The sequence below is a fragment of the Chitinophaga ginsengisoli genome, from assembly GCF_003014595.1.
In the GTDB taxonomy this organism is placed as follows: domain Bacteria; phylum Bacteroidota; class Bacteroidia; order Chitinophagales; family Chitinophagaceae; genus Chitinophaga; species Chitinophaga ginsengisoli.
Map to the genome: position 1 here is coordinate 442557 of NZ_PYGK01000004.1, position 24903 is coordinate 467459.

At 46.9% G+C, this 24903-nt stretch carries 18 protein-coding genes; 11 read left to right on the top strand and 7 right to left on the bottom strand.

The features are described 5' to 3' along the window. The first annotated feature begins 19 nt into the window (after positions 1–19). The 9 genes from CLV42_RS12770 (at position 20) to CLV42_RS12810 (ending at position 11639) form a co-directional block, all read left to right on the top strand. Positions 20–697: a 4'-phosphopantetheinyl transferase family protein gene (locus CLV42_RS12770; RefSeq protein WP_106602302.1), complete on the top strand. Its 678-nt coding sequence runs from the start codon at positions 20–22 to the stop codon at positions 695–697. 24 nt (positions 698–721) lie between these two features. Then, positions 722–1231, top strand: coding sequence for a shikimate kinase (locus CLV42_RS12775; protein ID WP_106602303.1), 510 nt, complete (start codon positions 722–724; stop codon positions 1229–1231). 557 nt (positions 1232–1788) lie between these two features. Further along, positions 1789–2181, top strand: coding sequence for a DUF423 domain-containing protein (locus CLV42_RS12780; protein WP_106602304.1), 393 nt, complete (start codon positions 1789–1791; stop codon positions 2179–2181). 113 nt (positions 2182–2294) lie between these two features. Further along, a complete protein-coding gene (locus CLV42_RS12785) occupies positions 2295–3686 on the top strand; it encodes an alpha/beta hydrolase family protein (RefSeq protein ID WP_106602305.1) in 1392 nt (463 codons plus the stop codon). 136 nt (positions 3687–3822) lie between these two features. Next, positions 3823–6423: an FtsK/SpoIIIE family DNA translocase gene (locus tag CLV42_RS12790; RefSeq protein ID WP_106602306.1), complete on the top strand. Its 2601-nt coding sequence runs from the start codon at positions 3823–3825 to the stop codon at positions 6421–6423. A gap of 93 nt (positions 6424–6516) precedes the next feature. After that, positions 6517–7194, top strand: a complete 678-nt coding sequence (locus tag CLV42_RS12795) for a LolA family protein (protein WP_106602307.1) — start codon at positions 6517–6519, stop codon at positions 7192–7194. Positions 7195–7305: 111 nt separating this feature from the next. Further along, entirely contained in the window at positions 7306–8712 is a 1407-nt protein-coding gene (gene lpdA, locus CLV42_RS12800) for a dihydrolipoyl dehydrogenase (RefSeq protein ID WP_106602308.1), read from the top strand. A 1172-nt stretch (positions 8713–9884) separates the two neighbouring features. Next, on the top strand, positions 9885–10715 hold the full coding sequence (locus CLV42_RS12805; protein WP_106602309.1) for a M57 family metalloprotease: 831 nt from the start codon (positions 9885–9887) through the stop codon (positions 10713–10715). 108 nt (positions 10716–10823) lie between these two features. Beyond that, positions 10824–11639, top strand: a complete 816-nt coding sequence (locus CLV42_RS12810) for a M57 family metalloprotease (protein WP_106602310.1) — start codon at positions 10824–10826, stop codon at positions 11637–11639. Positions 11640–11806: 167 nt separating this feature from the next. Here the strand turns inward: CLV42_RS12810 and CLV42_RS12815 are convergent, their stop codons facing one another. Further along, complete coding sequence (locus tag CLV42_RS12815; RefSeq protein ID WP_106602311.1) at positions 11807–12703, bottom strand: class I SAM-dependent methyltransferase; 897 nt, start codon at positions 12701–12703, stop codon at positions 11807–11809. 188 nt (positions 12704–12891) lie between these two features. Next, positions 12892–14445 (bottom strand): acyl-CoA mutase large subunit family protein, encoded by a 1554-nt coding sequence (locus CLV42_RS12820; protein WP_106602312.1) that lies wholly within the window; start codon positions 14443–14445, stop codon positions 12892–12894. Between the two features lie 112 nt (positions 14446–14557). Between CLV42_RS12820 and CLV42_RS12825 the strand changes: the two genes are divergently transcribed. Continuing rightward, on the top strand, positions 14558–15484 hold the full coding sequence (locus CLV42_RS12825; RefSeq protein ID WP_106602313.1) for a M23 family metallopeptidase: 927 nt from the start codon (positions 14558–14560) through the stop codon (positions 15482–15484). 19 nt (positions 15485–15503) lie between these two features. Here CLV42_RS12825 and CLV42_RS12830 read toward each other — a convergent pair whose 3' ends face one another. From CLV42_RS12830 to CLV42_RS12845, 4 genes are all read right to left on the bottom strand, one after another. Continuing rightward, positions 15504–16037 (bottom strand): DUF7935 family protein, encoded by a 534-nt coding sequence (locus CLV42_RS12830; RefSeq protein ID WP_106602314.1) that lies wholly within the window; start codon positions 16035–16037, stop codon positions 15504–15506. 120 nt (positions 16038–16157) lie between these two features. After that, complete coding sequence (locus CLV42_RS12835; protein WP_106602315.1) at positions 16158–17357, bottom strand: pyridoxal phosphate-dependent aminotransferase; 1200 nt, start codon at positions 17355–17357, stop codon at positions 16158–16160. Between the two features lie 193 nt (positions 17358–17550). Continuing rightward, positions 17551–18267: a DUF4397 domain-containing protein gene (locus CLV42_RS12840; RefSeq protein WP_106602316.1), complete on the bottom strand. Its 717-nt coding sequence runs from the start codon at positions 18265–18267 to the stop codon at positions 17551–17553. A gap of 42 nt (positions 18268–18309) precedes the next feature. After that, positions 18310–19590 (bottom strand): serine hydrolase, encoded by a 1281-nt coding sequence (locus CLV42_RS12845; RefSeq protein ID WP_106602317.1) that lies wholly within the window; start codon positions 19588–19590, stop codon positions 18310–18312. A 156-nt stretch (positions 19591–19746) separates the two neighbouring features. Here CLV42_RS12845 and secDF point away from each other — a divergent pair, with 156 nt between their 5' ends. Continuing rightward, complete coding sequence (secDF, locus tag CLV42_RS12850; RefSeq protein ID WP_106602318.1) at positions 19747–22935, top strand: protein translocase subunit SecDF; 3189 nt, start codon at positions 19747–19749, stop codon at positions 22933–22935. A gap of 799 nt (positions 22936–23734) precedes the next feature. Here the strand turns inward: secDF and CLV42_RS12855 are convergent. Next, positions 23735–24850: a glycoside hydrolase family 5 protein gene (locus CLV42_RS12855; RefSeq protein ID WP_106602319.1), complete on the bottom strand. Its 1116-nt coding sequence runs from the start codon at positions 24848–24850 to the stop codon at positions 23735–23737. Positions 24851–24903 lie beyond the last annotated feature (53 nt).

Below are 24903 nucleotides of genomic sequence, written 5' to 3' on the forward strand. Positions count from 1 at the left end.
TGCATTAATTTGGCAAGATATGCCATTAATACGTACCATACAAATCAATCCCGGCAGCCGCCTGGGAGTGTGGAAAATAGAAGAAGAGGAGGAATTTTTCCGGAAGAAGGTCAATATTTCCCCTGCTATCCACCATCCGCATAAGCGTTTACAGCACTTTGCGGGGCGGTACCTGCTGCAGGAACTATACCCCGGCTTTCCGGTAGAGAAAATTCAGGTGATGCAGAGCCGTAAGCCTTACCTGGATAGCCCCAGCCTGCATTTTTCCATCTCGCATTGCGGCGACAATGTAGCTGCCATTGTTAGCAGCGACAGTGCCGTGGGTATTGATATTGAAGAGATAAAAAACAAGATAGAGGCAGTATCGCATAAGTTTTTGTCGCCGGAGGAACAGTCTTTTATCGATCGCGTACATACGTTACCTCATAAAACCATCTGCTGGAGTGCCAAAGAGGCTGTTTATAAGTGGTATGGACTGGGAGGTGTTGATTTTAAAGAAAATATGCAACTTGCACCCTTCATATTCCACCAGAAAGGCTTTCTAACCTGTAATTTTAACAAAGCAGATAAAATTGCACGGTTATATTTGCAATACCTGATGGAAGACGGGTTATGCTTAACCTGGACGAGCGGATCTGAGGAACTTTCCACTGTCGGAGCAGAGAACACAGATGCGGCCCGTTCAGCACACACATGACATTAAAGTTTAAAAACAGTCAATTTGAAAATCTTTCTACTCGGCTTTATGGGCGCCGGCAAGACTTACTGGGGAAAACAACTGGCAGAACACCTGTCTTTGCCGTTCTATGATCTTGATGATGTGATCGTGGAATCGGAGGAAATGTCCATCAGCGACATCTTCGCCACAAAAGGAGAAGATTATTTCCGCCAGCAGGAGAACTACTGGCTCAAAGAACTTTCCCGCAACGAAAACTTCCTCATATCCTGTGGCGGTGGTGCTCCCTGCTTCCAGGATAATATGGATATCATGAATAACAGCGGTACTACCATCTGGCTCAATCCAAACCTGTCCCTGATCGTGGAGCGTCTGAAACGTAAGAAGTCTAAACGCCCGCTCATCCAGGACCTGGCCGATGATGAACTGCTCGACTTCGTAGAGAAAAAACTGGCAGAACGTGTACCGTTCTACGAACAGGCCCAGATCACCATTGCAGAATCCGAGACCATTAGCCTCGATTCGTTTATGCAGCGCTTGGATATCAAAGCCTGATAATTTTCTTTGAAATCAATGAGTCATCAACAAAACGGCAATACGCCCGCCACAGCGGGGTGCGTTTGTTGTACTGACAACCCCGGTATGGAAGCAAACTGGGGCAATGATCATCGGGGCATTAAACCCCTTTAGGGTTTCTTGTTTATAACACGGGGGTATAACCCCGGGATGGAAGCAAACTGGGTCAATGATCATCACGGCATTAGACCTCTTTAGGGTTTCTTGTTTATAACACGGGGGTATAACCCCGGTATGGAAGCAAACTGGGTCAATGATCATCGGGGTATTAGACCTCTTTAGGGTTTCTGTTTGTAACGCGGGGGTATAACCCGGGGGATGGAAGCAAACTGGGTCAATGATCATCACGGCATTAGACCCCTTTAGGGGTCTTATTGTTTGTAGCGCGGGGTGAAACCCCGGGACGGTGAAACCCCGGGACGGTGCCCCCCGGGAACCGGATGCCCCGGGATATTCATTTGTTGATATCAATCATTTTTTGCATCAATTTGTTGTCATTAATTTGTTGCATCAAATAATCAAATAGCAGTATACCAATGCATAAAGGATTTCTCATTATCGCAGCAGTACTGGGCGCACTGGCCGTAACACTCGGTGCATTTGGCGCTCACAAGCTGAAGGAACTGGTTCCTCCGGAAACAGTAAGCACATTTCAGACAGGCGTTACTTATCAGTTTTATCACACGTTCGCTTTATTGGCGGTAGGTATTTTATTTGCCCAGTTCCCTGCAGGCGCTAATCTGCTGGAATGGGCGGGACGTTGCTTCGTGATAGGGGTGATACTCTTTTCCGGCTCTTTGTATGTATTAACTGCAATAAAGGCGACCGAAACCGTAGGACTAAGCAAAATAGGCATCGTTACACCAATCGGCGGTTTATTCTTCATTGCCGGATGGATCTGCCTGCTGCTGGCGCTGATCAGGAAATAGTAACAAACATTAACATATCATTTAATGATCCAGGGGCTGCCTTATGGTTTAGCCCCTGTAATTTTAGGAGACGAACACCTCAGCAGTAACGCAGAAACAATAAAACAACACGCATGTTCAAATACCTGATTATCATTTGCCTCAGTCTCGCAGGAACAGTGACAGCACAAGAAATTAATGGCAACTGGTATGGCGTCTTCACCAATCCGCAGGGCCAGAAACAACGCCTGCAATTACAACTCCAACGCCAGGGAAATCAGCTCAAAGGACAATTGAAAACAGACATTGCAGCCGATGCGATAACATTGGATACAGCAGCTGTCAGAGGCAATACCCTGACATTCACAATTAAAAATATCAGCTTTAAATACACCGGCTACTGGAACAGTATCCGCAACCGTTATGAAGGATACTTTGAACAGGTCGGCAACCGCACGCCCCTGAACTTCTCCAGGGAAGAGATCAAAGACCTGCCTGTAACCCGTCCCCAGGATCCATCCGAACACCCGGCATATGACATGCTGGATGTGAGATTCGTGAACCCGGTAGACAAGGTCCTGCTAAGCGGTACCTTCACCAAACCAGGCCTGAAAGGACCATATCCTGTTATCGTCATGATCTCCGGAAGCGGTCAGCAAAACCGTGATAACGAACAGTTCGACCACCGCTCATTCGCTGTGCTTACCGACTACCTCGTAAAACATGGCATCGCTACGCTCAGGTTCGACGACCGTGGAGTAGGGGAGAGCACCGGTAACTACGACTCTTCCGGTATCTTCAACTTCGCCGAAGATGTCAAAGCCGCTGTCAGCTATTTACGCAAAAGAGCCGATGCAGATACTGCCGCTATCGGACTGCTGGGATATAGTGAAGGGGGAGTAGTCGCCCAGATAGTCGCCGCCGCTGATCCTAAGATCGCTTTTATGATCAATATGGCCACCCCAGGCCTGGACGGCAGGGAGTACTATAACCGGAAACTGACACAGGTGGCCAAAATGCTCGGAGAAAAGGACAACCATATAGAGGCCTACGTCGGTAGTTACCAGCGTTACCTGAATGTCATGACCCTCACTGCCGATCCTGCCGAAAGACAACGGAGAGCCTATGCAGAACTGTCAGCCCTCTACAATCACTTCGGAGACAGTACCAATGCCATTGGCAGACAAAACTTTATGGAAGCGACTTATGCGGCTGACAATAAAGCGGAAGCATTGTCCCTCCTCCAGTATGATCCCGCTCCTTATCTGGCCAAAATAAAATGTCCGGTATTAGCGATCAATGGCAGCGAAGACGTGATCACAGACGCTACCACCAACCTGAAAGGACTGGAAAGCGGACTGGTAAAGGGTGGAAATGAACTGGTTACGGTCAGGAGCTTCCCAGGATTGAATCACCTGTTCCAGCATTGCGAATCCTGTACATTGGAGGAATATGGTACCCTGGACGAGACAATAAACCCTGCTGTATTGGAGTTTATCACAAGATGGGTACAGTTGTTGTATTAATGCCTGGACCCATATTGAGAATGCAGGGGACCGAAATGGGAATACTAGAATTACCCGTTCTTAGTTACTGATTCTTAATTGAAAATAAATTCTTAATATATCACCTGGCGACCGTAATTTTGGAGCGCTATAATGTATGTCTAAAAATAAACTGAAAACAGAAAAACCGGAGAGTAAAAAACCTCGAGGCAACGACCCCAACGTACTTAAGCAGGACAAGGAAGTAGAGGTAAAAGTAAAAGAACTGGTAAAAGACGAAAGGACCCATAAGGTTTTGGGAGTAATATGCCTGTTGTTGTCGCTCTACTGTTTTATCGCGTTTACATCTTATCTCTTTACCTGGGAAGAAGACCAGGATAAGGTATTCCGTTATTCAGCCAGTCTGCTGCTGATGGACATGGATAGCGTGAAAGTGGAAAACCTCCTCGGGAGGTTAGGGGCCTTTGTCTCCCATTGGTTCTTCTATAAAGGATTCGGTATAGCTTCCTATCTGTTTTGTTATCTGTTTTTTATCCTTGGCGTCAATGCTGTGGTGGGCCGTCGTGTGTTCCGCATCTGGCGTAACATTAAATATATCCTCTTCGGACTGCTGTTTATCAGTACTACCGCTGCTTTCGTTTCCATGCTGTCCGACTTCCCCTGGGGAGGTGCCATGGGAGACGCTGTCAATAACTGGCTGATCGGCTTCCTCGGAAGAGCCGGTGCTGCATTGCTCCTGCTCGTAGCCGGACTGTCCTGGTTGATCTGGAAGTATAACTTTGACTTCAAATGGCTGGAAGAGAAACTGAAAGCCAAACCCAAGCCGGCCGTAGCGCCTGCAGCCGTTCCGGAACCCGCCGTTATTGCCGTTACACCGCAACAGCCAGCCAATACAAAGGAAAAAGAACCCAGAAGGAAAAACGGACTCAGGGAATCTGGTGTTTCTGTGATACCTCCCCCTGCGGATAATGGCGAACTGCCTGAAATGCAGCTCATTGAGCGTGCGGACGCTTCCATTACCCTGATCCCGCCTGCTAATATGTCAGCTAGTGAGGAAGAAGTAGAAGAAGAGGAGGAATTGGAAGAAGAAGAGGCCGGGCCGTTATTATATATAGAAGAAACTGTCGAACAGACCGCTTCCCGCAATAAAAAGAAACCTAATACGGAGGATGTGGCCTGGGAAATCAAACCGCCGGTAGAAGAAGCAGAAGATGAAACAGAAGAGGAACCCGTAAGACAGCCCGTTCAGATGGACCCTTACGAGCCTACCCTCGACCTGCGTGATTATAAATACCCATCCCTGGAGCTGCTGGACAACCACAGTACCGAAAAGATCGTACAGGATGCCAGTGAGCTGGACCGGAACAAGAACCAGATCATCGACACCCTGAAGAACTATGATATTTCGATCCAGAAGATCAGCGCTACCGTAGGACCGACCGTCACCTTATACGAGATCGTACCCGCTGCCGGTGTGCGCATTTCCCGTATCAAGAACCTGGAAGATGATATCGCCCTCAGCCTCTCCGCACTGGGTATCCGCATTATTGCACCGATACCTGGTAAGGGTACCATCGGTATCGAGGTGCCTAACGTGAAAAAGAGTATCGTATCACTCAGGAACCTGCTGGCCTCTGAAAAGTTCCAGCAAAGTAGCATGGAACTTCCTATCGCTATTGGTAAAAAGATTGATAATGAGAACTTTATTGCAGACCTGGCCAAAATGCCACACTTGCTCATGGCGGGTGCTACCGGACAGGGTAAATCGGTAGGTATCAATACATTACTTGTATCCCTCCTCTATAAAAAGCATCCTTCGCAGCTGAAGTTCGTGTTGGTGGATCCTAAAAAGGTGGAGTTGTCGCTTTATAAGCTGATAGAAAAACACTTCCTGGCCAAATTGCCGGGTGAAGAAGAAGCCATTATTACCGATACCAAAAAGGTGATCCATACCCTCAATGCACTCTGTATTGAAATGGACCTCCGCTACGACCTCCTGAAAGAGGCCGGTACCCGTAATATCAAGGAATACAACCACAAATTCGTTCAGAGAAGGCTGAACCCGCAAAGGGGACACCGTTACCTGCCATTCGTGGTACTGGTGATAGACGAGTTTGCCGACCTGATCATGACAGCTGGTAAGGAAGTGGAAATGCCGATCGCCCGTCTGGCCCAGCTGGCCCGTGCGGTAGGTATCCACCTGATCATCGCTACACAACGTCCATCTGTCAATATTATTACCGGTACCATCAAGGCAAACTTCCCGGCACGTATCGCCTTCAAGGTATCTTCCAAGATCGACTCCCGTACTATCCTGGATATCGGCGGCGCTGAACAGCTGATCGGTCAGGGTGACATGCTTGTCTCCTTTAACGGTGAGCTGGTACGTCTGCAATGTGCCTTTGTGGATACACCGGAAGTGGAAAAAGTGGCAGAATATATCGGCGAGCAGCGGGCTTATCCTGAAGCCTATCTGTTACCGGAATATGTGGACGAGAAAGAAATGGAGGGCAAAGAGATCAGTCTGCAGGACAGGGATCCGCTCTTTGAAGAGGCTGCCCGCGTCATTGTACAGAATCAGCAGGGCTCTACCTCGCTCTTACAACGCCGTATGAAGCTCGGCTATAACAGGGCCGGCAGACTGATGGACCAGCTGGAAGCAGCCGGCATCGTCGGTCCGAATATGGGAAGCAAGGCCAGGGAGGTCAATGTCAAGACAGAGGCCGATCTTGAAGAGATCCTGAACGATATCGGCTGATCGTAGTACATTTGGCTTTATATTAACTTAAAACGAAGGGGTATCGGCATAACATTTGTCTTTACAAACAGCAGAAAATAAAACTTACGAAAAATGAAGAGAATTTTATTATTGGCCATATTAGCAGGCGGAGTAGTAACGAATGGAATGGCTCAGTCCAAAGGAAACCTGAACAGCCTGGGAAAGAATGATCCTAAGGCGAAAGCGATCCTGGATGGTGTAAGCAAGAAATTTTCACAGTTGAAATCAGTGGTGGCCAATTTTGTATTGAAAATAGAAGGTGCTAACAATAGTGTAACAGATGCTAAGAAAGGTACCGTGTACCTGAAAGGTGCAAAATATAAAGTGAACCTGGATGGTCAGGAAATCATCAGCGATAATAAAACCTCCTGGACATATGCGAAAGATGCTAACGAGGTAACAATCAATAATGTAGATCCTAACAGCTCTACCCTGTCGCCAGCTAAACTGTTCACCAATTTCTACGATAAAGACTATCTGTACCGCCTGGATGGAGAAATTACCGAGAAAGGTAAGGTGCTGCAGAACATTGAAATGACGCCTACAGACAAGTCCAAGAACGTATTTAAAGTGATCGTCTCCATCGACAAAAAGAACCAGAACATCTCTAAAATGAAGGTTTTTGAAAAGAACGGCAATCACTATACATATGAGATCACCAGCTTTACGCCTAATACAAACGTATCAGACGCAACTTTCAGCTTCGATCCTAAAAAGTATCCTGGCGTAGAAGTGGTAGACCTCCGCTAAAATATTGAAGGGTCTTCGTACAATCGGAGACAATAAAAGCCCGGCTATTTTTGACCGGGCTTTTTCCATTTTATTATTACCTTTGGCAAGTTTAAATTAAAATTAAGCAATATGGCATACGACGTAATCGTAATTGGTAGTGGCCCTGGCGGATATGTGGCTGCTATCCGTGCTTCTCAGCTGGGATTTAAGACGGCAATCGTTGAAAGAGAGAGCCTGGGCGGTATTTGTTTGAACTGGGGTTGTATTCCCACGAAAGCATTGCTGAAGTCTGCACAGGTCCTGGAATATATACAGCACGCTAAGACTTACGGAATTAACGTAGGCGAAGGTAGTGCTGATTTTGACGCTGTGATCAAGCGTAGTCGTGGTGTAGCTGATAAGATGAGCAAGGGCGTTCAGTTCCTGATGAAGAAAAACAAGATCGAGGTGCTGATGGGAACGGCTAAAATGAAATCCAAAAGCCAGGTAGAAGTAACTGATAAAGACGGTAAAGTTGCCGTACACGAAGCAAAATATGTTATCCTGGCAACCGGTGCTCGTTCCCGTGAACTGCCAAACCTGAAAATAGATGGTAAAAAGGTAATTGGCTACCGTGAAGCAATGGTACTGCCAAAGCAGCCTAAATCCATGATCGTTGTAGGTTCCGGCGCTATCGGCGTTGAGTTTGCCTACTTCTATGCAACCCTGGGCACTAAAGTGACCATCGTTGAGTTCATGCCACGCATCGTTCCGGTTGAAGATGAGGATATCTCTAAAGAACTGGAAAAGATCTACAAGAAGAAAGGCATTGAGATTATGACCAATGCTTCCGTTGAAGCTGTAGAAGCTGCAGGCGAAGGCGTGAAGGCGAAAGTGAAAACTGCTACCGGCGAGATCTTCCTGGAAGCTGACGTAGTACTGAGCGCTGTTGGTATCGCTGCTAACATCGAGAACCTCGGTCTGGAAGCACTGGGTGTTAAAACCGACAAGGGTAAGGTTCTGGTTGACAAATTCTACCAGACCAACGTTGCAGGTGTTTACGCTATCGGCGACATGGTTCCTGGTCAGGCGCTTGCTCACGTTGCCTCTAAAGAAGGTATCGTTTGTGTAGAAGCGATCGCTTACAACGAAAAGAAATACGCGCATTTACCAGCGCCTATCGATTATATGAACATTCCTGGTTGTACTTATTGTGCTCCGGAAATCGCATCTGTAGGTTATACTGAGAAAGCTGCTAAAGAAGCAGGTTACGAAGTGAAAGTAGGTAAATTCCCATTCTCTGCTTCCGGTAAAGCAACTGCTGCCAGTGCGCCAGAAGGTTTCATTAAAGTGATCTTCGACGCTAAATACGGTGAGTGGCTGGGTACACACATGATCGGTGCTAACGTTACCGAGATCATTGCTCAGACAGTAACTGCCCGTACACTGGAGACTACTTATCAGGAAGTACTGAATTCTATCCATCCTCACCCAACCATGAGCGAATCTGTAAAAGACGCGATCGAGGTTGCTTATGGCGAAGCGATTCACCTGTAATAATTAACTTTCCTATAGTGAAAAGCCCTTCTGCATTGCAGGAGGGCTTTTTTGTTGATTGTTATTTGCTGATTGTCATTGCTTCGGTTCCAGGTGGGACCACTGGCTTAGTTCTTTGAAGTTTTCCTGCTATGGAGCGATAGTAGGTCGTATTTAGCAGTTGAATATCTTTTAAACCCTTGGTAGGGCGTATCAGCTACTTCAAACAACTTAGGCCAGTGATCTCCACCTGGAACCGCCGTTACTTCGGAGCTTCCTACTCATTTATGCCGACTAATTTTTCATCCTTTCCGTACTTAAATATTGTGAGTATCACTAATCCCAAACACAAGTACTACAGCACTCAACTTACAAGCGGAAGGCAATAAGCATCGAGGTTTCAGGTGGGAATCGCTGGCCTAAGTTGTTTGAAGCTGCCCCCACGATTGATAGGGGTTTAATACATGTTCCAAAGCCCATACGATTGCCAAAGCCCAATAGCACGTAGCTTCAAAGAACTCAGCCAGTGATCCCAGCCTGAAACCGAGGTATGGCTATGAGCAAAACATGTATTACAGTCTTCAGTATATAAACCACGCAAAGCAGATAATCAAACAGCCCTCAATACACGAGTAGCAGCAGTCAATTCGTAATCCTTCACACCTTTCTGCATGTATATCCTGGCACCAACTTCGTTAATCCCTGTTCTTTAATTTCCGTTTAACTTTTATTTCCTGAGTATCATGGAAAGTTGTAATATTGATATAGAGCAACTGAAATCTAAACACTAAAAATCGAGCACTAAAAGTCGAAAATCTACAACCGGGCACACCCGGTGTTACCCGAGTAATCAAAGAGTTGGAAATCCAGTAATGACGCGGTAAATCGCGAGTTGCCGCATGTCTTGCAGTTACAAAAATGAACGCATGAGTTAAGCAAATTTATCTGTCAGGTTAGCTATATCTACTGATGAACAATGTACGTATTCCATGAACGCTACAAAGAGTTAATCTTTTGCCTTCGGTCTCCGGGGGATGATATGTCGTGACGGTACACAGCCCCACCCACTGTAGTACGGCCACTGATAATTGTCGTCAGCCGGCGCTGAATAAGTCGCCTGTGGCCAGCACATTTATCATCAGCTGATCAGCTAATAATATCTTCATTTTATCGAAATCTAAATCTTATAATGTATGCGCAAACACACATTAACGGCCCTCTTTTGCCTGGTGGCAGGAGCAAGCGCCTGTATCGTTTCCTGTAAAAAAGAAAACGCACCCGCTAAGAGCACTAATGAAGCAGGTGTGTCACAGACAACACTCGACCAGATCAGTGCCCTCGGATTCAGCACTGCTGAAGTACGTAAAGTAGATGGCGGTTATCTCGTAGAAGGCGACATCTTACTAAGCGAAAACGACCTTACCACAAAGGTGAACAGTCCCTTCCTGCGTACTGCTAAAGAAGAGCAATATCGCACCAACAACCTGGTGACCGGTTTACCACGCGTGATCACCATCAAGGTATCCAACCTGGGCACTGCTTTCGTAGCAGGTACAGATACCGCTATTGCACGTTATAACAGGTTAGGACTGACCATCAGCTTCAGACGTATCACCAGCGGTACTGCTAATATCACTATCTCTGGTTTCAACCAGGGACCAAGTGGTGGTTTCATCACCCTGGGATCTTCCGGTTTCCCTACCAGCAGTGGTAATCCTTACAACTCTATTCAGATGAACACCAACGCAGCAGCATACGGTTCCAATCCAAATGTATTGTATGTAGGATCTGTGATCCAGCACGAAATTGGTCACTGTATCGGGTTCCGTCATACCGATTACTTTAACCGCGCACTCAGCTGCGGAGGTACTGCTACGAACGAAGGTTCTGCAGGCGTAGGCGCGATCCTGATCCCTGGCACACCAAGCGGTTTGAGCGCCAACTCCTGGATGCTGTCCTGCTCTAACGGTGGCAACCGCACCTTCAATGCGAACGATATCACTGCATTGAACTATTTGTATTAATCCCGCTATCAGGAGAACAGCATTTGATATCAGGCAAACTGGTATTACATCATTAACCCCCTGATGCATGAGCACAATCTGTATAAAATATTAAAACATTTAAACGATATGCGTAAGCACGTAATAGGCGCCTTCATCTGCCTGCTGGCAGGCACATTGATGGTCTCCTGTAAAAAAGATGCGGTAAAATCGACGACGGCATCAGAGATCTCTGACGAAACAAAAGCGAAGATCTATGCCCTGGGATTTGGTACTGAAAATGTAAGGAAAGTAGCAGGCGGTTATCTCGTGGAAAATGATATCGTGTTGACAGAAGAAAACCTGAATACAAAAGTCAACAGCCCTTTTTTAAGGATCGCTGAAAGCGAGCAGTATCGCACTACCAACCTGGTATCTGTATCAGGTACCCGTAACATTACGGTGCTGGTGAGCGGTCTTGGCACTGCTTATCAGACAGGTGCTGATACGGCGATTGCCCGTTATAACAGAGCAGGTCTGAGTATCACTTTCTCCCGTATTACCAGTGGTACAGCTGATATTACTATCCAGGGTTTCTATCAGGGGCCCAGCGGTGGTTTTATCACATTGGGATCTTCTGGTTTCCCGACAGCAGCAGGCAATCCATATAACTCAATCCTGATGAACACACATCCTCAGGCATATGGTTCAAATCCGAATGTATTGTATGTAGGATCTGTGATCCAGCACGAGATCGGTCACTGTATAGGCTTCCGTCATACAGACTACGACACGCGTGTCAGCTGTAATCAGAATGTAAATGAAGGCGATGCTGGTATAGGTGCTATCCATATCCCCGGAACACCAACAGGATTTGATGCCAACTCCTGGATGCTGGCATGTTCCAATGGCGGTAATCGTACATTCAATGCAAACGACCTTATTGCACTCAACTATCTGTATTAATTCATAAGATCACTTATTAGCTGAAGCATGAGCAATGACGATAGTACATGGCAGCATACTTTCAGGTACTGTTGCTGTGACTATCGTCCATAAAAAAGCAGAGACGTAGTTATTCACTACGTCTCTGCTTTTTTTATATGGATAATTTAGATGACTGAAGATGCTATCTATTCCGCTTTACACTCATACACAACAGAACTACATCTATCTACATTTTTCAGTCCTTTCCTGTAAGAAATAAATCCGTTCCAGAAACCTTTAAATAAACCATTACCACCGGTTTTGTATTTCTCACTGAGCAGGCTCACATAGAATCCATCAAACACCATAGGATGCTTCCGTACGATCCGGATCTTATGTTGTTTCAGTAGGACTTCCATAGAGGAAGGGGAGAAGTGGTACAGATGGCGCGGCACATCATAGGCGGCCCAGAAGGCCTGATAATGTTCTGCATCCGGAGATGTATAATTCGGCACAGCAATGATGAGGGAACCTTCCGGTTTCAGCAAAGTGCGGATCTGTCTTAAGTAGTCGTGCAGGGAATGCACATGTTCAAGTACGTGCCACATGGTGATCGCATCAAACTGTTGCGCCGGAAGGGAGAACAGTTCGGATGATGGCAGCGGTTCAATATTATAAAGTGTCTTGGCGTTATTCCTGGCGATGTCGTCAGGTTCCAGGCCGGTGATCTGCCAGCCAAGTTGTTTCATATAGTGAAGGAAGGCGCCGGTACCGCAACCTATATCCAGGAGCGTACCTTGTTTGAGTCCTGTAGCAGCCTTCACCCAGTTCTGTTTGGAGCGCATGGTGATCTTTCTCACGCTGTGGTATAAGCGGTTGATCAATCCCTTGCGGGTCTCAGAATGGGAAATATAATCCTGTGATTGATAGTAACGGCCTATCTCCGCAGGGCCCGGAACATGTTGGGTAAACCTTCCGCTGCAATGCCCGCAATGATAGATGTCAAACGATTCGCCCGATACAGTATAATCCTTGGCAGTCAGTACCTTGTGTATATTGCCTGCCCCACACACCGGGCAGGCGTTATAATAAATAGAAGACATGGCCTAAAAATACAATACTATTATGAATTACAGATAACGAAATGATAATTGCACTAACCCTGGCGTATTGACGTTACGTCAGCAAAGGTCCCGGAACGTCAATGTAGAAAGAGCCAGTGATCCCACCTGGAACCAAAGCGATGCCATCAACATCCCTATAGTCTGGAAGCAATATCATCGACAAAACATCAAACCCCTTTATATTCTCCCCATACCTTCCTCAGCGTATCCGCAATCTCTCCCAGCGTACAATACGCCTCCACAGCCTCCACGACAATCGGCATGAGATTCTCATCCGTCTGCGCCGCATTCTCCAGTCGCTGCAACAACACAGCCACCGCTGCATTATCCCGCTTCGCCCGCAGCGCCTGCAGCCGTTCGGTCTGCACCTGCCTGATACTATCATCGATCCGGAACACCTCCGTGCCCACATCCTCGCGCACGGCGAATTTATTCATCCCCACAATGATCTTTTCACCATTCTCAATCTCCTGCTGATAACGATAAGCACTCCTTGCTATCTCATCCTGCATAAAGCCTTGTTCAATTGCACTAACAGCGCCCCCCATCACATCTATCCGCTCAATCAGTTCCCAGGCACGGGACTCCACTTCATTCGTCAGCGCTTCTACATAGAAAGACCCTGCCAGCGGATCTACTGTATCCGCAATACCGCTTTCGTATCCTACGATCTGCTGCGTGCGCAAAGCTATACGCGCCGCCGCTTCTGTAGGAAGAGACAGTGCCTCATCGTAACCATTGGTATGCAGGGATTGTGTTCCGCCAAGTGTTGCAGCAAGTGTCTGCACCGTGACGCGGACAATATTATTGTGCGGCTGCTGGGCTGTCAGCGTGCTACCGCCCGTCTGTGTATGGAAACGCAACATCTGCGCCTTAGGATCCGTCGCCCCCATTTCTTTGGTAATATGCGCCCACATGCGACGGGCAGCGCGGAATTTGGCCACTTCCTCAAACAGATGATTATGCGCGTTAAAGAAGAAAGAAAGACGGCGGGCAAAGACGTTTATATCCAGTCCCTTGTCGAGTGCTGCTTTTAGATACGCCTTACCGTTAGCCAGCGTGAATGCCAGCTCCTGCACCGCATTGGCACCCGCTTCGCGGATATGATAGCCGGAAATAGAGATGGTATTCCATTTTGGTACCTCACGACTGCAATAAGCAAAGATGTCGGTAATCAGCCGCATAGACGGTTTGGGCGGGTAGATGAAGGTACCCCGGGCAGCATATTCCTTGAGAATATCATTCTGAATAGTACCTGAGATCTTCTTGAGATCAGCGCCCTGCTTTTTCGCCAGGGCAATATATAGCGCAAGTAAGATAAAGCCGGTAGCGTTGATGGTCATGGACGTGGATATCTCTTCCAGCTGGATGCCTTTGAACAGGCGCTCCATATCCTCGAGGGAGTCGATAGCCACACCGACTTTCCCCACTTCACCCTCCGACATGGCGTGATCAGAATCATAACCGATCTGGGTAGGCAGGTCAAACGCCACGCTGAGGCCCATTACCCCTTGTTGTAGTAAGTAGTGATAACGTTCATTGGAGGCCTCCGCTGTGCTGAATCCTGCATACTGCCGCATTGTCCACAGCTTATCCCGGTACATGGAAGCGTGTACACCCCTTGTAAAAGGAAACTCACCAGGTAACTCCTGCATCGGCACTGGTTCGGTATATACAGGTGCTATTGTGATACCGGCATCTGTTTTGATACTATCTTTCATATTCTGATTTTCGTGGAATGATGTCGTAGCAAAAGCAATGTTACATAATTATTACGTTATTGCGGTGGAGCACAAATTTGATAATTTGCAAAAAGTTTTTTTCTGATAAGCCATGTTTATTTACGCTTTGTTACTACTTACATTCGCCCTGGCTCTGCTAAGCATTTTCCTGGTCTTTGTTGCATCCGGCAGGATTTTCCGGCATGGTTGGTCCCTGTTTATCCTGGGCCTCTCTCTCGGTTTGTTCATTTATCTCTATGGCACCTGGATCTATCTGAGTGTCGATGCCAAATGGGGATTTGGCATATGTCTGCTGCTAACCCTGTTATTGGGTTTCTTTCGAAAAAAGAAAGATACGCCCGTGCCTCGTGTATGGCGTTTTATCGGTAATATGTTCTTTTCCGCATTGTTCCTGACGCTCAGCATTCTGTACTTTACCGGTACGACTGGAAAGGCGAGAGCCATAGACCTGGCTTTCCCGCTGAAGACAGGCCGGTATTTTGTGTTGCAGGGAGGAAAGGGATTGCCCACAAACCTGTTCCACTTCAGCCTGCGTGGCGCAATATATGCTATGGATATCGTGAAGCTAAGGCCCAATGGTAGCCGGGCGAAGGCAATATTCAGCAGCCGTCTGGAGGACTATGAAATATACGGAGATACACTGTACAGTCCCTGTGCCGGCCGTATTATCAAGGCTATCGGGTCTGATCCTGATAATATTCCGCCGGATATGATCAGGGGACCACACAACACCAACCAGGTACTGATAGAAACGGTGAACAGTTACGTATTCCTCGCCCATCTGAAACAGGGCAGTGTGATCGTGAAAGAAGGAGATGTGGTAAAACAGGGCGATCCCCTGGGATGTGTGGGTAACTCGGGATTCAGTTCAGAACCGCATTTACATATACAGGCGCATGTTAAAGTGCCGGGTATACCCTGGTATTTGTCGCCGCCCCGCTATATTCATTTTAACGGAAGAGGGTATCTGCTGTATGAAGTGATAAGGCCACAGCGGGTACAGATGGTAAAGAAGTAATTGTACAGAAGCTAAGCGGTTAAAATAACCGTTTAGCTTCTGCATTTAATATCTGTGAAGTCAGTTCGGAAGGAGATGTCTCCGCCTGCAGGAATATTTCGAGTATCTGTTTGTTGAGGTCCATTGCCGTAGCATCAGGAGGAAGCTGGCTGGCTACCTGATTGATAATGGTGATGGTTTGTTCTTTCAGCGTTTTTACCGCTTCCCAGGCCATAGGAGACACATATATCTGCTGCGCGATGTTATGCTCGTATTCAGCTTTGATGGTTTGTATCAGTCCCACCTGCATATCAATGGCTGTTAATCCCGGCTGGAATATACGTCCTATCAGGTTCTGCAGATTAATACGCTCTACCAGCAATACCAGGCGCTCATAGGCCTGTAACTGTAATGGCAGGATAGATTTGTCGACAACCGGTTTTGATGCCTTTTCTCCTGGCGCAGGAGTCGCCTCTGGTTTGCGGATCATGTCTTTTAAGGTCATATAAAGGATGGCCAGTACGCCGGCGCCCAGTACGATAAATAGCAAAGTGCTATTAGAAATGTTGCCCATTCAGATTGATTATTACAGGTGCAAATATATGGAAATGAATTAATATGCAAGGGTTTCCCAAAATAGAAAGCTCCGGTATTCGTGATACCGGAGCTTCAAATATAAATGATGATTCAACGATCAGCTTAATTGTGCAAATCCTGCTTTCAGGCGTTTCATACCTTCCTCCAGTTTCGCCATGGAAGTGGCATAGGAGAGACGGATACAGTTGGGTTGTTCAAATGCTGCGCCGGTCACGGTAGATACGTTCACCTTATGCAGCAGGTACATGCAGACATCATCTGCATTATTGATCACCTCACCGTCGTAAGATTTACCAAAGAATGCGCTTACATCCGGGAACATATAGAAGGCGCCGTCCGGCTCGATCAGTTGCAGACCAGGAATGTTGCTGAGCTGTTCGAAAACAAAGGCACGTCTTTTCCTGAACTCGTCTACCATAGCATGTGCAGTGCTCAGATCGCCATTGAGCGCGGTAACAGCGGCTCGCTGGGTGATGGAGCTGGTGGCAGAAGTGAACTGGCTCTGGATATTCTCGGCGGCTTTAGCTACTGACTTCGGAGCGGCCAGGTAACCCAGACGCCATCCGGTCATGGCAAAACCTTTACTGAGACCGTTGATGATGATGGTACGTTCCTGCATGCCTTCAAACTGGGCAATGCTTTCATGTTTACCAACATAGTTGATATATTCATAGATCTCGTCTGCCATGATATAGATCTGGGGATGCTTTGCAAATACATCCGCCAGCGCTTTCAGCTCTTCCTTGCTATAGACGGAGCCGGTTGGATTACACGGAGAAGAGAACATAAATAGTTTCGTCTTTGGTGTAATAGCTGCTTCCAGCTGGGCAGGCGTGATTTTATATTTGTTTTCGATACTGCATGGAACGAATACCACTTCACCCTGGCAAAGTTTCACCAATTCTGAGTAAGTAACCCAGTAGGGGGTAGGGATGATCACTTCGTCGCCAGGATTGATGATACTCAGTACAGCGTTGGCAATGCTCTGCTTGGCACCTGTTGATACTACTATCTGTTCAGGCGTATATTCCAGGCCGTTATCGCGCTGCAGCTTGTACACTACAGCCTTACGCAGTTCCGGAATACCGGCAACAGGCGTATAATGTGTAAAGCCTTCATCAATGGCTTTCTTTGCTGCCTCCCTGATATGGGCAGGTGTATCAAAATCGGGCTCTCCTATGCTCAGATCTACAATGTCTATACCCTGGGCTTTCAGCTCACGGCTTAATTTAGCCATCTTAATCGTCTGAGGCTCGGAAATCCTCGACAGCCTTTCGGCGAGTTCCATTTCCTTCATATACAATAACTGTTTTATAGGGTTAACTTGGAGACAAACCTACAATAAATTTGCAAGTGTCATAGTATAAAAAAAAGAAAGCTATAATGGAGAAATGCGATGTACAGAGATACACTGTAACAAAAAAGCAGCCGGGACCAACTTTGCTGTTGATCCCGGCTGCCTGGGTGTGTATATACGCAGTTTTTACAGACTAGTAAAGGCTGTACAAACTATTTACAGCTAATTTTCTCTTGTCGGTATAATCTTTCGAACCTATCAGGGTAATAGTATAAACCCTGCCGTTGGAGAAGCTGGCGCTTGGAGAAGAATTTTCTACCAGCACAGTACTTGTACCTGCAGCTTTTATCTTGATATTGTTGGTATAAACTGGTTTGCTCAGCGGTGTGAAAGCTGTTCTGAAACCACTGGTGCCCACATATGTGCGGTTGCTGTCTACTTTTACATCATCGATGTACAGGTCAACAGGGCCGGCAGAAGGGCTCAGGTGGAAGAAACGGATGTTCACAGCTGTTTCTTTAGCGCCGGTGAAATCGTCTTTAATGCTTCTCATCTGCGGAGCAGTGGAGTCGCCATAAGCTACCACAGTATTGTATGTCAGGGAATCATACAGGTTTGTTACGGCTACATAGTCAGTAGTCTGGCCAGCCTTTTTAAAGCTGAACGTACGAACGCCTCCGTAAATAGGGTATCCGATATAGGTAAAACCAATGGAAAGGGCGTTGCTATTTACTTTAGTGCTGTTATCATAGAAATCCAGGTCACCATTGGTGAGGATACCATTGATAATTGCTACCGCAGCCCTATCCCGCTGAGGTGTTACGTTGTCGCTTTTTAAGCAGGCGCTGAAGCTGGTTACCACTGTCACAAGGGCCGCTATTGCCCACACGCGAGTTTTTTTAGTTGTCATTTTTCTATCTTTTAGTGCGAATGTTGATTTGGTTATAAAAGGTTATTCAAGTTGCCCGGTATAATCGAACCTGAATTTAGACAGGTCCGGAAGATGTTTTTTCGCGCGTTGTAGTTCATACTCGTAAATGATTTCGCCCAATGCTTTTAAGAATGGCTTCCCTGTTTCGTCGAACTGATAATGTTTGTCGCTTAAAATGCCGTCTTTATTTACATATACGGTAGCCGACAGCATGAATTCTACATGATGTGTGAAGTCCGCTATATAGGCCACGTCTGTCAGGAATCCATATGCCCAGCCAGGTTTATTGAAACTACGTACGTTCGCATGAAGGCTGTCGCTTTGTACCCCTCCGAATAACAGGAATTTCACATAATTGTGATGAAATTCGGCTGTATCATAACGGGGATATACGGATTCTTCCGGTTGAGCAGACATACAGTGATATAAAAACTGGTAATCGCTACCCTTTAAACGGAATCGATGTTTTTTTGTTACAGCTTCCGGAAAAATTATCTGCCTGAGTATCCCATGGAGGTCTGCAAGTGGTACCCTGTTCTTCTGGGAGGCGTCCATAGGACTGTTCACCAGCTGCTCATCGTCGTTATAGTAACTCTTCCCTATCAGGTCATGCCGGGGAGAGAAGGAGAGACGGCTATAGCCTTCCGGCTGACTGTATATCACCCGGTCGCCCCGGCGGAAGGTGACCGGGTTGGTATGCCGGTTGCCCTCGGGATCTACTCCCGTGATCCCCACCCGGTGTTTTATCTGGACATCCGTGAAACCATTCTCCCACAATCTCTTATTAAAGGTCTCCTGCCCGATGAACTCATAAAGCCGGTTGTATGCATCATTGTCACTTACCAATAATATTTTTTTTATATATTGCCCTACTGAAGGTAGTCCGTCGGAAGCTGTAGTGTCTGACAGTACTTCAGGAGTAATATCCTGCAGGCTGTCGGTGAACATAGGTGTATGCCTGTCCAGCCCCCGGATGTTCAGGTCATTCAGTTTTTCCAGGGCAAGGGCTGCTGCCGCCAGCTTTACTGTGGATGCCGGGTAAAAATACCGGCCGGTATCCACCCGGTAATAATAGTCGGTGAAATGAGGCCGGTTCGCCGCATCCCGGTCTATCTGTGTGTAAATGATCTGTAAACCAAAATCCTGCGGTTGCTGGAACACAGGGCCCAGCCTGTCCGCATGCGCACTTAAAAGGGTATAGAGGAAAGAGTCTTTAACCGGATAATGCCTTGTTCCCATATTTTTATTAGTATTGCAGGCTGCAAAGAATAGCATCAACCAGAGAAAAATAGAACGACGCATAAAAAAAGATTAATTTTTGGCAGGAAAGTAAAGAGTTTATGTGCTGATAATCAATTATTTCTACCTTTTTCCTTTTCTACCTTCGAACGGCTTTAATATATCAATTTAAATTCTATCTTTGCAACTCTTAAAAAATTTTTATAAACCCGAAACAATATGCAACTTAAAGGACTGGTTAGATTTTTTGCCGGTGCATTGATCCTTATCTCTGTGTATTATTTGTCGTTCACGTTTTTGGTACGTGGCTACGAGAAGAAAGTAGCTGCACAAGCCCAGAGTGATATTAGCAAATCATTCCCGACTGCTGAACAGAAGTATCCTGGTAATAAAGAGCTGCAGGCTGTTTATGAGGATTCACTGGCAGACCTGGTGAAAGAAAGAAGACAACGGATTCTGGATAGTACCAGTAACAAAGAAATGGCGGGTTTTCCTTGGTATGTAACGTATGAAAAAGCCAAAGAAAAAGAGCTGAACCTGGGGCTTGACCTTCAGGGTGGGATGAACGTCGTACTGGACGTAAGTGTGGAAGATGTGATCCGTTCACTGAGCGGCCATTCACAGGATGCGGCTTTCAATAAAGCCCTGGATCTCGCTATACAGCGCAAGAAAGCCAGTCAGTCTGACTTCGTTACATTGTTCGGGAAGGCATATGAAGAAGTACAGCCGCAAGGCCGTCTTTCTACCATCTTTGCCAACGCATACCAGAGAGACATTGATTTTAATACAAGCAACAGCAAGGTACTGGATGTGATCCGCCGTGAGGCAAACGCAGCCATCAAAAATACCTACCTCGTGTTGCAGAAACGTATCGATAAATTCGGGGTGTCATCTCCAAACATCAGCCTGGATGAGAACAAAGGTATCATCTCTGTTGAACTGGCAGGTGTTGACAATCCTGAGCGTGTGAGAAAATACCTCCAGGCCAGCGCTAACCTGGAATTCCGTGAGGTATACAGGAATGATGAGCAATTCATCTCCACTATTCTCCAGCCAATGAACGAGGCAATCAAAGCCGCTGTAGGTGTTACGCCTGCAAAGGCTGCTGCCGACACTACCGCAAAACAGGCTAATGATAGCGCTGCTGCTGTAGCAAAAGCAAAAACTGCCGGTGATACCGCTGCTACGGGTAGTCTCTCTTCTATATTAAACGACTCTGCAAAATCCGGCAAAGCTGACTCCCTGAAGACAGAAGCCGAGCGCAGGGCTGAACTGGCAAAAGCTGAGCCTTTCTTCAGCATTTTTGCCCCAAGATATCATCCTCAGCAGGGTATCGCTTATGGCCCGGTTATAGGTAATATCCTTCCTACTGATACTGCTACCTTCAGCCGTTACCTCAAGATCCCTGCAGTAAGAAATGTACTGCCTAAAGATCTGGTGTTTGTATACGGTACTGAAGACAAAGAAAATAAACATGCACCGCTGCCGGTATATGCTATCAAAATAAATCCGATCAACCCGGCTCCACGTGTAAGTGGTGAAAGGGTAGTGGACGCAAGACAGGACTACGACCAGAGCGGTCGTCCGGAAATTTCCATGACCATGGACCAGATTGGTGCTAAAGAATGGAAAAAACTGACCGGCGAACTGGCTCCTACAGATCCAAGCAATCCTGCTACACTGAACTATGTTGCCGTTGTACTGGATAACATCGTTTATTCCGCTCCATCCATTCAGGGTGAAATTGGTGGTGGCCGTTCTTCTATCTCCGGTAGCTTTACCCTGGAAGAAGCAAATGACCTGGCAAACATCCTGAAATCCGGTAAAATGCCGGCTCCTGCCAAGATCGTTTCTGAGCAGATCGTCGGACCATCCCTGGGTGCTGAATCTATCGCAGCAGGTGCTAAATCCTTCATCATCTCCTTCGTGGTGATCTTCATCCTGATGCTGGTGTACTATAACTCTGCCGGTTGGGTGGCGAATATCGCACTGATACTCAACCTGCTGTTCACCTTTGGTATCCTCGCTTCCCTCGGCGCTACGCTGACGATGGCAGGTATCGCAGGTCTGGTGCTCACCGTAGGTATGGCTGTGGATACGAACGTAATCATATTCGAACGTATTAAAGATGAACTGACACACGGTAAGAACTATCAACAGGCAGTAGAAGACGGTTACAAACGCTCCTACGCACCTGTACTGGATGGTCACATTACCTCCCTGCTCACCGCGATCATCCTGTTCTACTTCGGTCTCGGTCCGGTACTGGGCTTCGCTACCACACAGATCATCGGCTTGCTGCTGTCTCTGTTCTGTGGTATCATGGTTTCCCGTATCGTTACTGACTGGTGGACTAACAAGAAAAGACACTTCGAATACTTCACGCCGATCTCTAAAAAGATCTTCAAACACGCTTCCTTCGACTTCGTAGGAAAGAGAAAATACGCTTATATCATCTCATTCGTGATGATCGCATTAGGCGCATCCTCTTTCTTCCATGGTTTCCGTCACGGTGTTGACTTCGACGGTGGCCGTAACTTCACTGTGCGTTTCGAACAGCCAATGAAGGCGGATGAAGTACGTAACGCGTTGGAAAAAGAATTCGGTAGCGAACCTTATGTTAAGACAATCGGTACCAGCAATCAGCTGAGCATCACTACCAACTATAAGATTGACGAGCAGAGTGAAACAGTAGATAAAGAAGTGACTGAGAAACTGTACAATGGTCTGAAGAAATTCTATGATCCGGGAGTGACTTATGAGATATTCTCTTCACCAAGGTTCATCGTAGCGTCTCAGACAGTGTCTCCGACTATTTCTGACGACTTACGTGCAGGTGCCGTGAAAGCAACCGTGCTGTCCCTGATCGTAATCTTCCTGTACATCCTGCTGCGTTTCAGCAAATGGCAATATTCAATCGGTACTATCTTCTCCCTGCTGCATGACGTGATGGTAACACTGGCAGTGTTCTCTTACTGCCGTGACTTCGTTCCGTTCGCACTGGAAGTTGACCAGCACTTCATCGCTGCGATCCTGACCGTGATCGGTTTCTCCATGAACGATACCGTGATCGTGTTTGACCGTATCCGCGAATACTTCCGTACAGGTGTAATGAAAGGCGCAAGCAGAGACCAGGTGATCAACAAAGCCATCAACGATACGCTGAGCCGTACCGTAATGACTTCCCTGACCGTGTTCCTGACCATCCTGATCCTGTTCATCTTCGGTGGTGAAGTAACCCGCGGTTTCGCCTTCGCAATGCTGATCGGTGTAGTAACCGGTACTTACTCCTCCATCTTCGTGGCGGCTCCGGTACTGGTAGATTTCGACAAGAAAAACGAGCTTGCTAACGAAAGCGAAGTGGTTCCTGTAAAAGAAACAGCTGCTCCGGCTACTGCGAAAAAATAGTGTTCAACTAAAATGTTTGATAATGAAAAAGCCCTTCGGTCCAACCGAGGGGCTTTTTTCATGTGGGAATGTCGTGGTATGGTTTGTTGCATAGGATTGTAAACTATCTATGGGTATCATGTCGGACGCGGGAGGCATTCACATGTTGGGTTCCGCGGCGATTATATCTGGACCCGGGGGGACCTTATGAACCCGGGGCACCTCCTCGACCCTGGTTGTTACCCTTCGGACGGGGGATCATCCTGGACCCGGGGTTATCACCCAGGGCTACAAGCAACGGGACTCCTGCCGGAGTCCTATTGTGTTTTGTTAGGGATGTTTGATCCTTAGTTTGTATTCCCATAAATCTATTTTTCTGCCCCTTTGGAACCTTTTACAGGGCTTATCGCCGCTAAACGTGTAGATAAGTGCTTACAGGTAGACAAGCGAAGGGAAACACTTTAAATGAGGATTTTAAGCACCTTTCTGCAGCCTGTATCTTCCAGATCATTCATAATCAGCGCCCTCATGCATTCCATCATGGCAGTCAAATCGACTCAAACGTACTCTGTGTTCGATTGATTCTCTATATCTCCATATCACCATACCGTCATCTAGATATCACTTTACCGACATATCTATATCCAATCGATATAGACATGTCGGTGAAATGATATGGAAATGTTGGTGAAGTGATATGGAAATGCCGATGAAGTGACGAAACCAAAGCGATAAAACACCCTACACAGATGCCTCTGGAAAGAAATACTGTAGCCATCCCTGGCGGGATCAGAAATTATATGATAGTGAAAAAAGGTTATTAATCCCGGGTCAGCAGCTTTATCAGCTTATCATCCGGCTCACCATTGTCATCAAGGATGCCGAAACTGCCCTTATAATCCCAGATAGTCCAGGCGATGCCGTTCTTTTCCAGGACCTTTTTTACATCCTTGTACCAATGCAGCCTGTCCTTGCGGTTAACGGTATTCAGACAGCCCCACTCCCCGCAGTAAAGCGGCAATTTGAGTTTCTTAGCCACTCTCACTGCGGTCATGATCTGTTGCTCGATGATGTCAGCATCATATTCTTCCGAACTACCGGCCAACAGGTTACGGATAGTAGCCGGTTGCTGTGCGATCTCTTTGGATGTAATGGTAGCACCGGGATAATGTACAGGGCCGCTGTAGTCCTTGTGAGCGGTCCAGCTGGCTTTATAATGTGTAAAGTAGAAAGGATTATAGTAATGAAAACTGAGGATCAGGCGGTTGTCTCCTGTAGGCACTTTCAGCTGAGGAAAAGTGCTATAGGACTGGTAATGGTTGCTGCCGATCACGATGACCCGCTTGGGCTCCAGCTCCCGGATCAGGGCAATCCCGCGTGCCGCGAGGTCATTCCATTGGGAAGCACTGTCAGCCACAGGTTCATTCAGCAACTCATAAGCAACAAGATTGGAAGGGTATTTTTTTAGCTCTGCGCTCAGCTCCCGCCAGCATTGCAGGAAACGCTCCTGTGCGGCAGATTGATCCCAGAGTGCTATGTTTTTGGAATTGAAATGATGACTACGGAGAATATGCATGTCTACTATCGCCCGCAGATGGTATTGTTTACACCAGCCGATCGCTTTATGTAAAAGCGCCCAGGCATCTTTGTACTTTTCTTCACGATAATCCCATAGTTCAGCTTCCTCTACAGGAATGCGGATATGGTCAAACCCTTTATCCGCCAGCAGGGATACGTCTTTTTCCGTAAAATAATCAGCCTGGGCTACACCATTACGACCTCCGGATTGCGACAACCAGTGACTGATGTTCACACCACGTTGAATGTTAAATCCCTCAGGCATTCTGGGTGCATCTTGCGCAAAAACAATGGCAGAAGGGGCAGCCAGCATGAGAATGAGCAATGTGGCAACAAGTGATTTGTAGATATTTAACATAGTACAAATATTCGAAAATTAGTGTTCACGTTCAAGGGGCTTCGCCCGAAGGA

Bases quoted from the DNA above. Each gene is read 5' to 3' on its own strand.
- CLV42_RS12840 (WP_106602316.1), bottom strand. From the start codon at position 18,267: ATGACAACTAAAAAAACTCGCGTGTGGGCAATAGCGGCCCTTGTGACA.
- CLV42_RS12790 (WP_106602306.1), top strand. From the start codon at position 3,823: ATGTCTAAAAATAAACTGAAAACAGAAAAACCGGAGAGTAAAAAACCT.
- CLV42_RS12835 (WP_106602315.1), bottom strand. From the start codon at position 17,357: ATGAAGGAAATGGAACTCGCCGAAAGGCTGTCGAGGATTTCCGAGCCT.
- CLV42_RS12805 (WP_106602309.1), top strand. From the start codon at position 9,885: ATGCGCAAACACACATTAACGGCCCTCTTTTGCCTGGTGGCAGGAGCA.
- CLV42_RS12830 (WP_106602314.1), bottom strand. From the start codon at position 16,037: ATGGGCAACATTTCTAATAGCACTTTGCTATTTATCGTACTGGGCGCC.
- CLV42_RS12785 (WP_106602305.1), top strand. From the start codon at position 2,295: ATGTTCAAATACCTGATTATCATTTGCCTCAGTCTCGCAGGAACAGTG.
- CLV42_RS12820 (WP_106602312.1), bottom strand. From the start codon at position 14,445: ATGAAAGATAGTATCAAAACAGATGCCGGTATCACAATAGCACCTGTA.
- CLV42_RS12825 (WP_106602313.1), top strand. From the start codon at position 14,558: ATGTTTATTTACGCTTTGTTACTACTTACATTCGCCCTGGCTCTGCTA.
- CLV42_RS12815 (WP_106602311.1), bottom strand. From the start codon at position 12,703: ATGTCTTCTATTTATTATAACGCCTGCCCGGTGTGTGGGGCAGGCAAT.
- CLV42_RS12845 (WP_106602317.1), bottom strand. From the start codon at position 19,590: ATGCGTCGTTCTATTTTTCTCTGGTTGATGCTATTCTTTGCAGCCTGC.
- CLV42_RS12770 (WP_106602302.1), top strand. From the start codon at position 20: ATGCCATTAATACGTACCATACAAATCAATCCCGGCAGCCGCCTGGGA.
- secDF (WP_106602318.1), top strand. From the start codon at position 19,747: ATGCAACTTAAAGGACTGGTTAGATTTTTTGCCGGTGCATTGATCCTT.
- CLV42_RS12780 (WP_106602304.1), top strand. From the start codon at position 1,789: ATGCATAAAGGATTTCTCATTATCGCAGCAGTACTGGGCGCACTGGCC.
- CLV42_RS12795 (WP_106602307.1), top strand. From the start codon at position 6,517: ATGAAGAGAATTTTATTATTGGCCATATTAGCAGGCGGAGTAGTAACG.
- lpdA (WP_106602308.1), top strand. From the start codon at position 7,306: ATGGCATACGACGTAATCGTAATTGGTAGTGGCCCTGGCGGATATGTG.
- CLV42_RS12810 (WP_106602310.1), top strand. From the start codon at position 10,824: ATGCGTAAGCACGTAATAGGCGCCTTCATCTGCCTGCTGGCAGGCACA.
- CLV42_RS12855 (WP_106602319.1), bottom strand. From the start codon at position 24,850: ATGTTAAATATCTACAAATCACTTGTTGCCACATTGCTCATTCTCATG.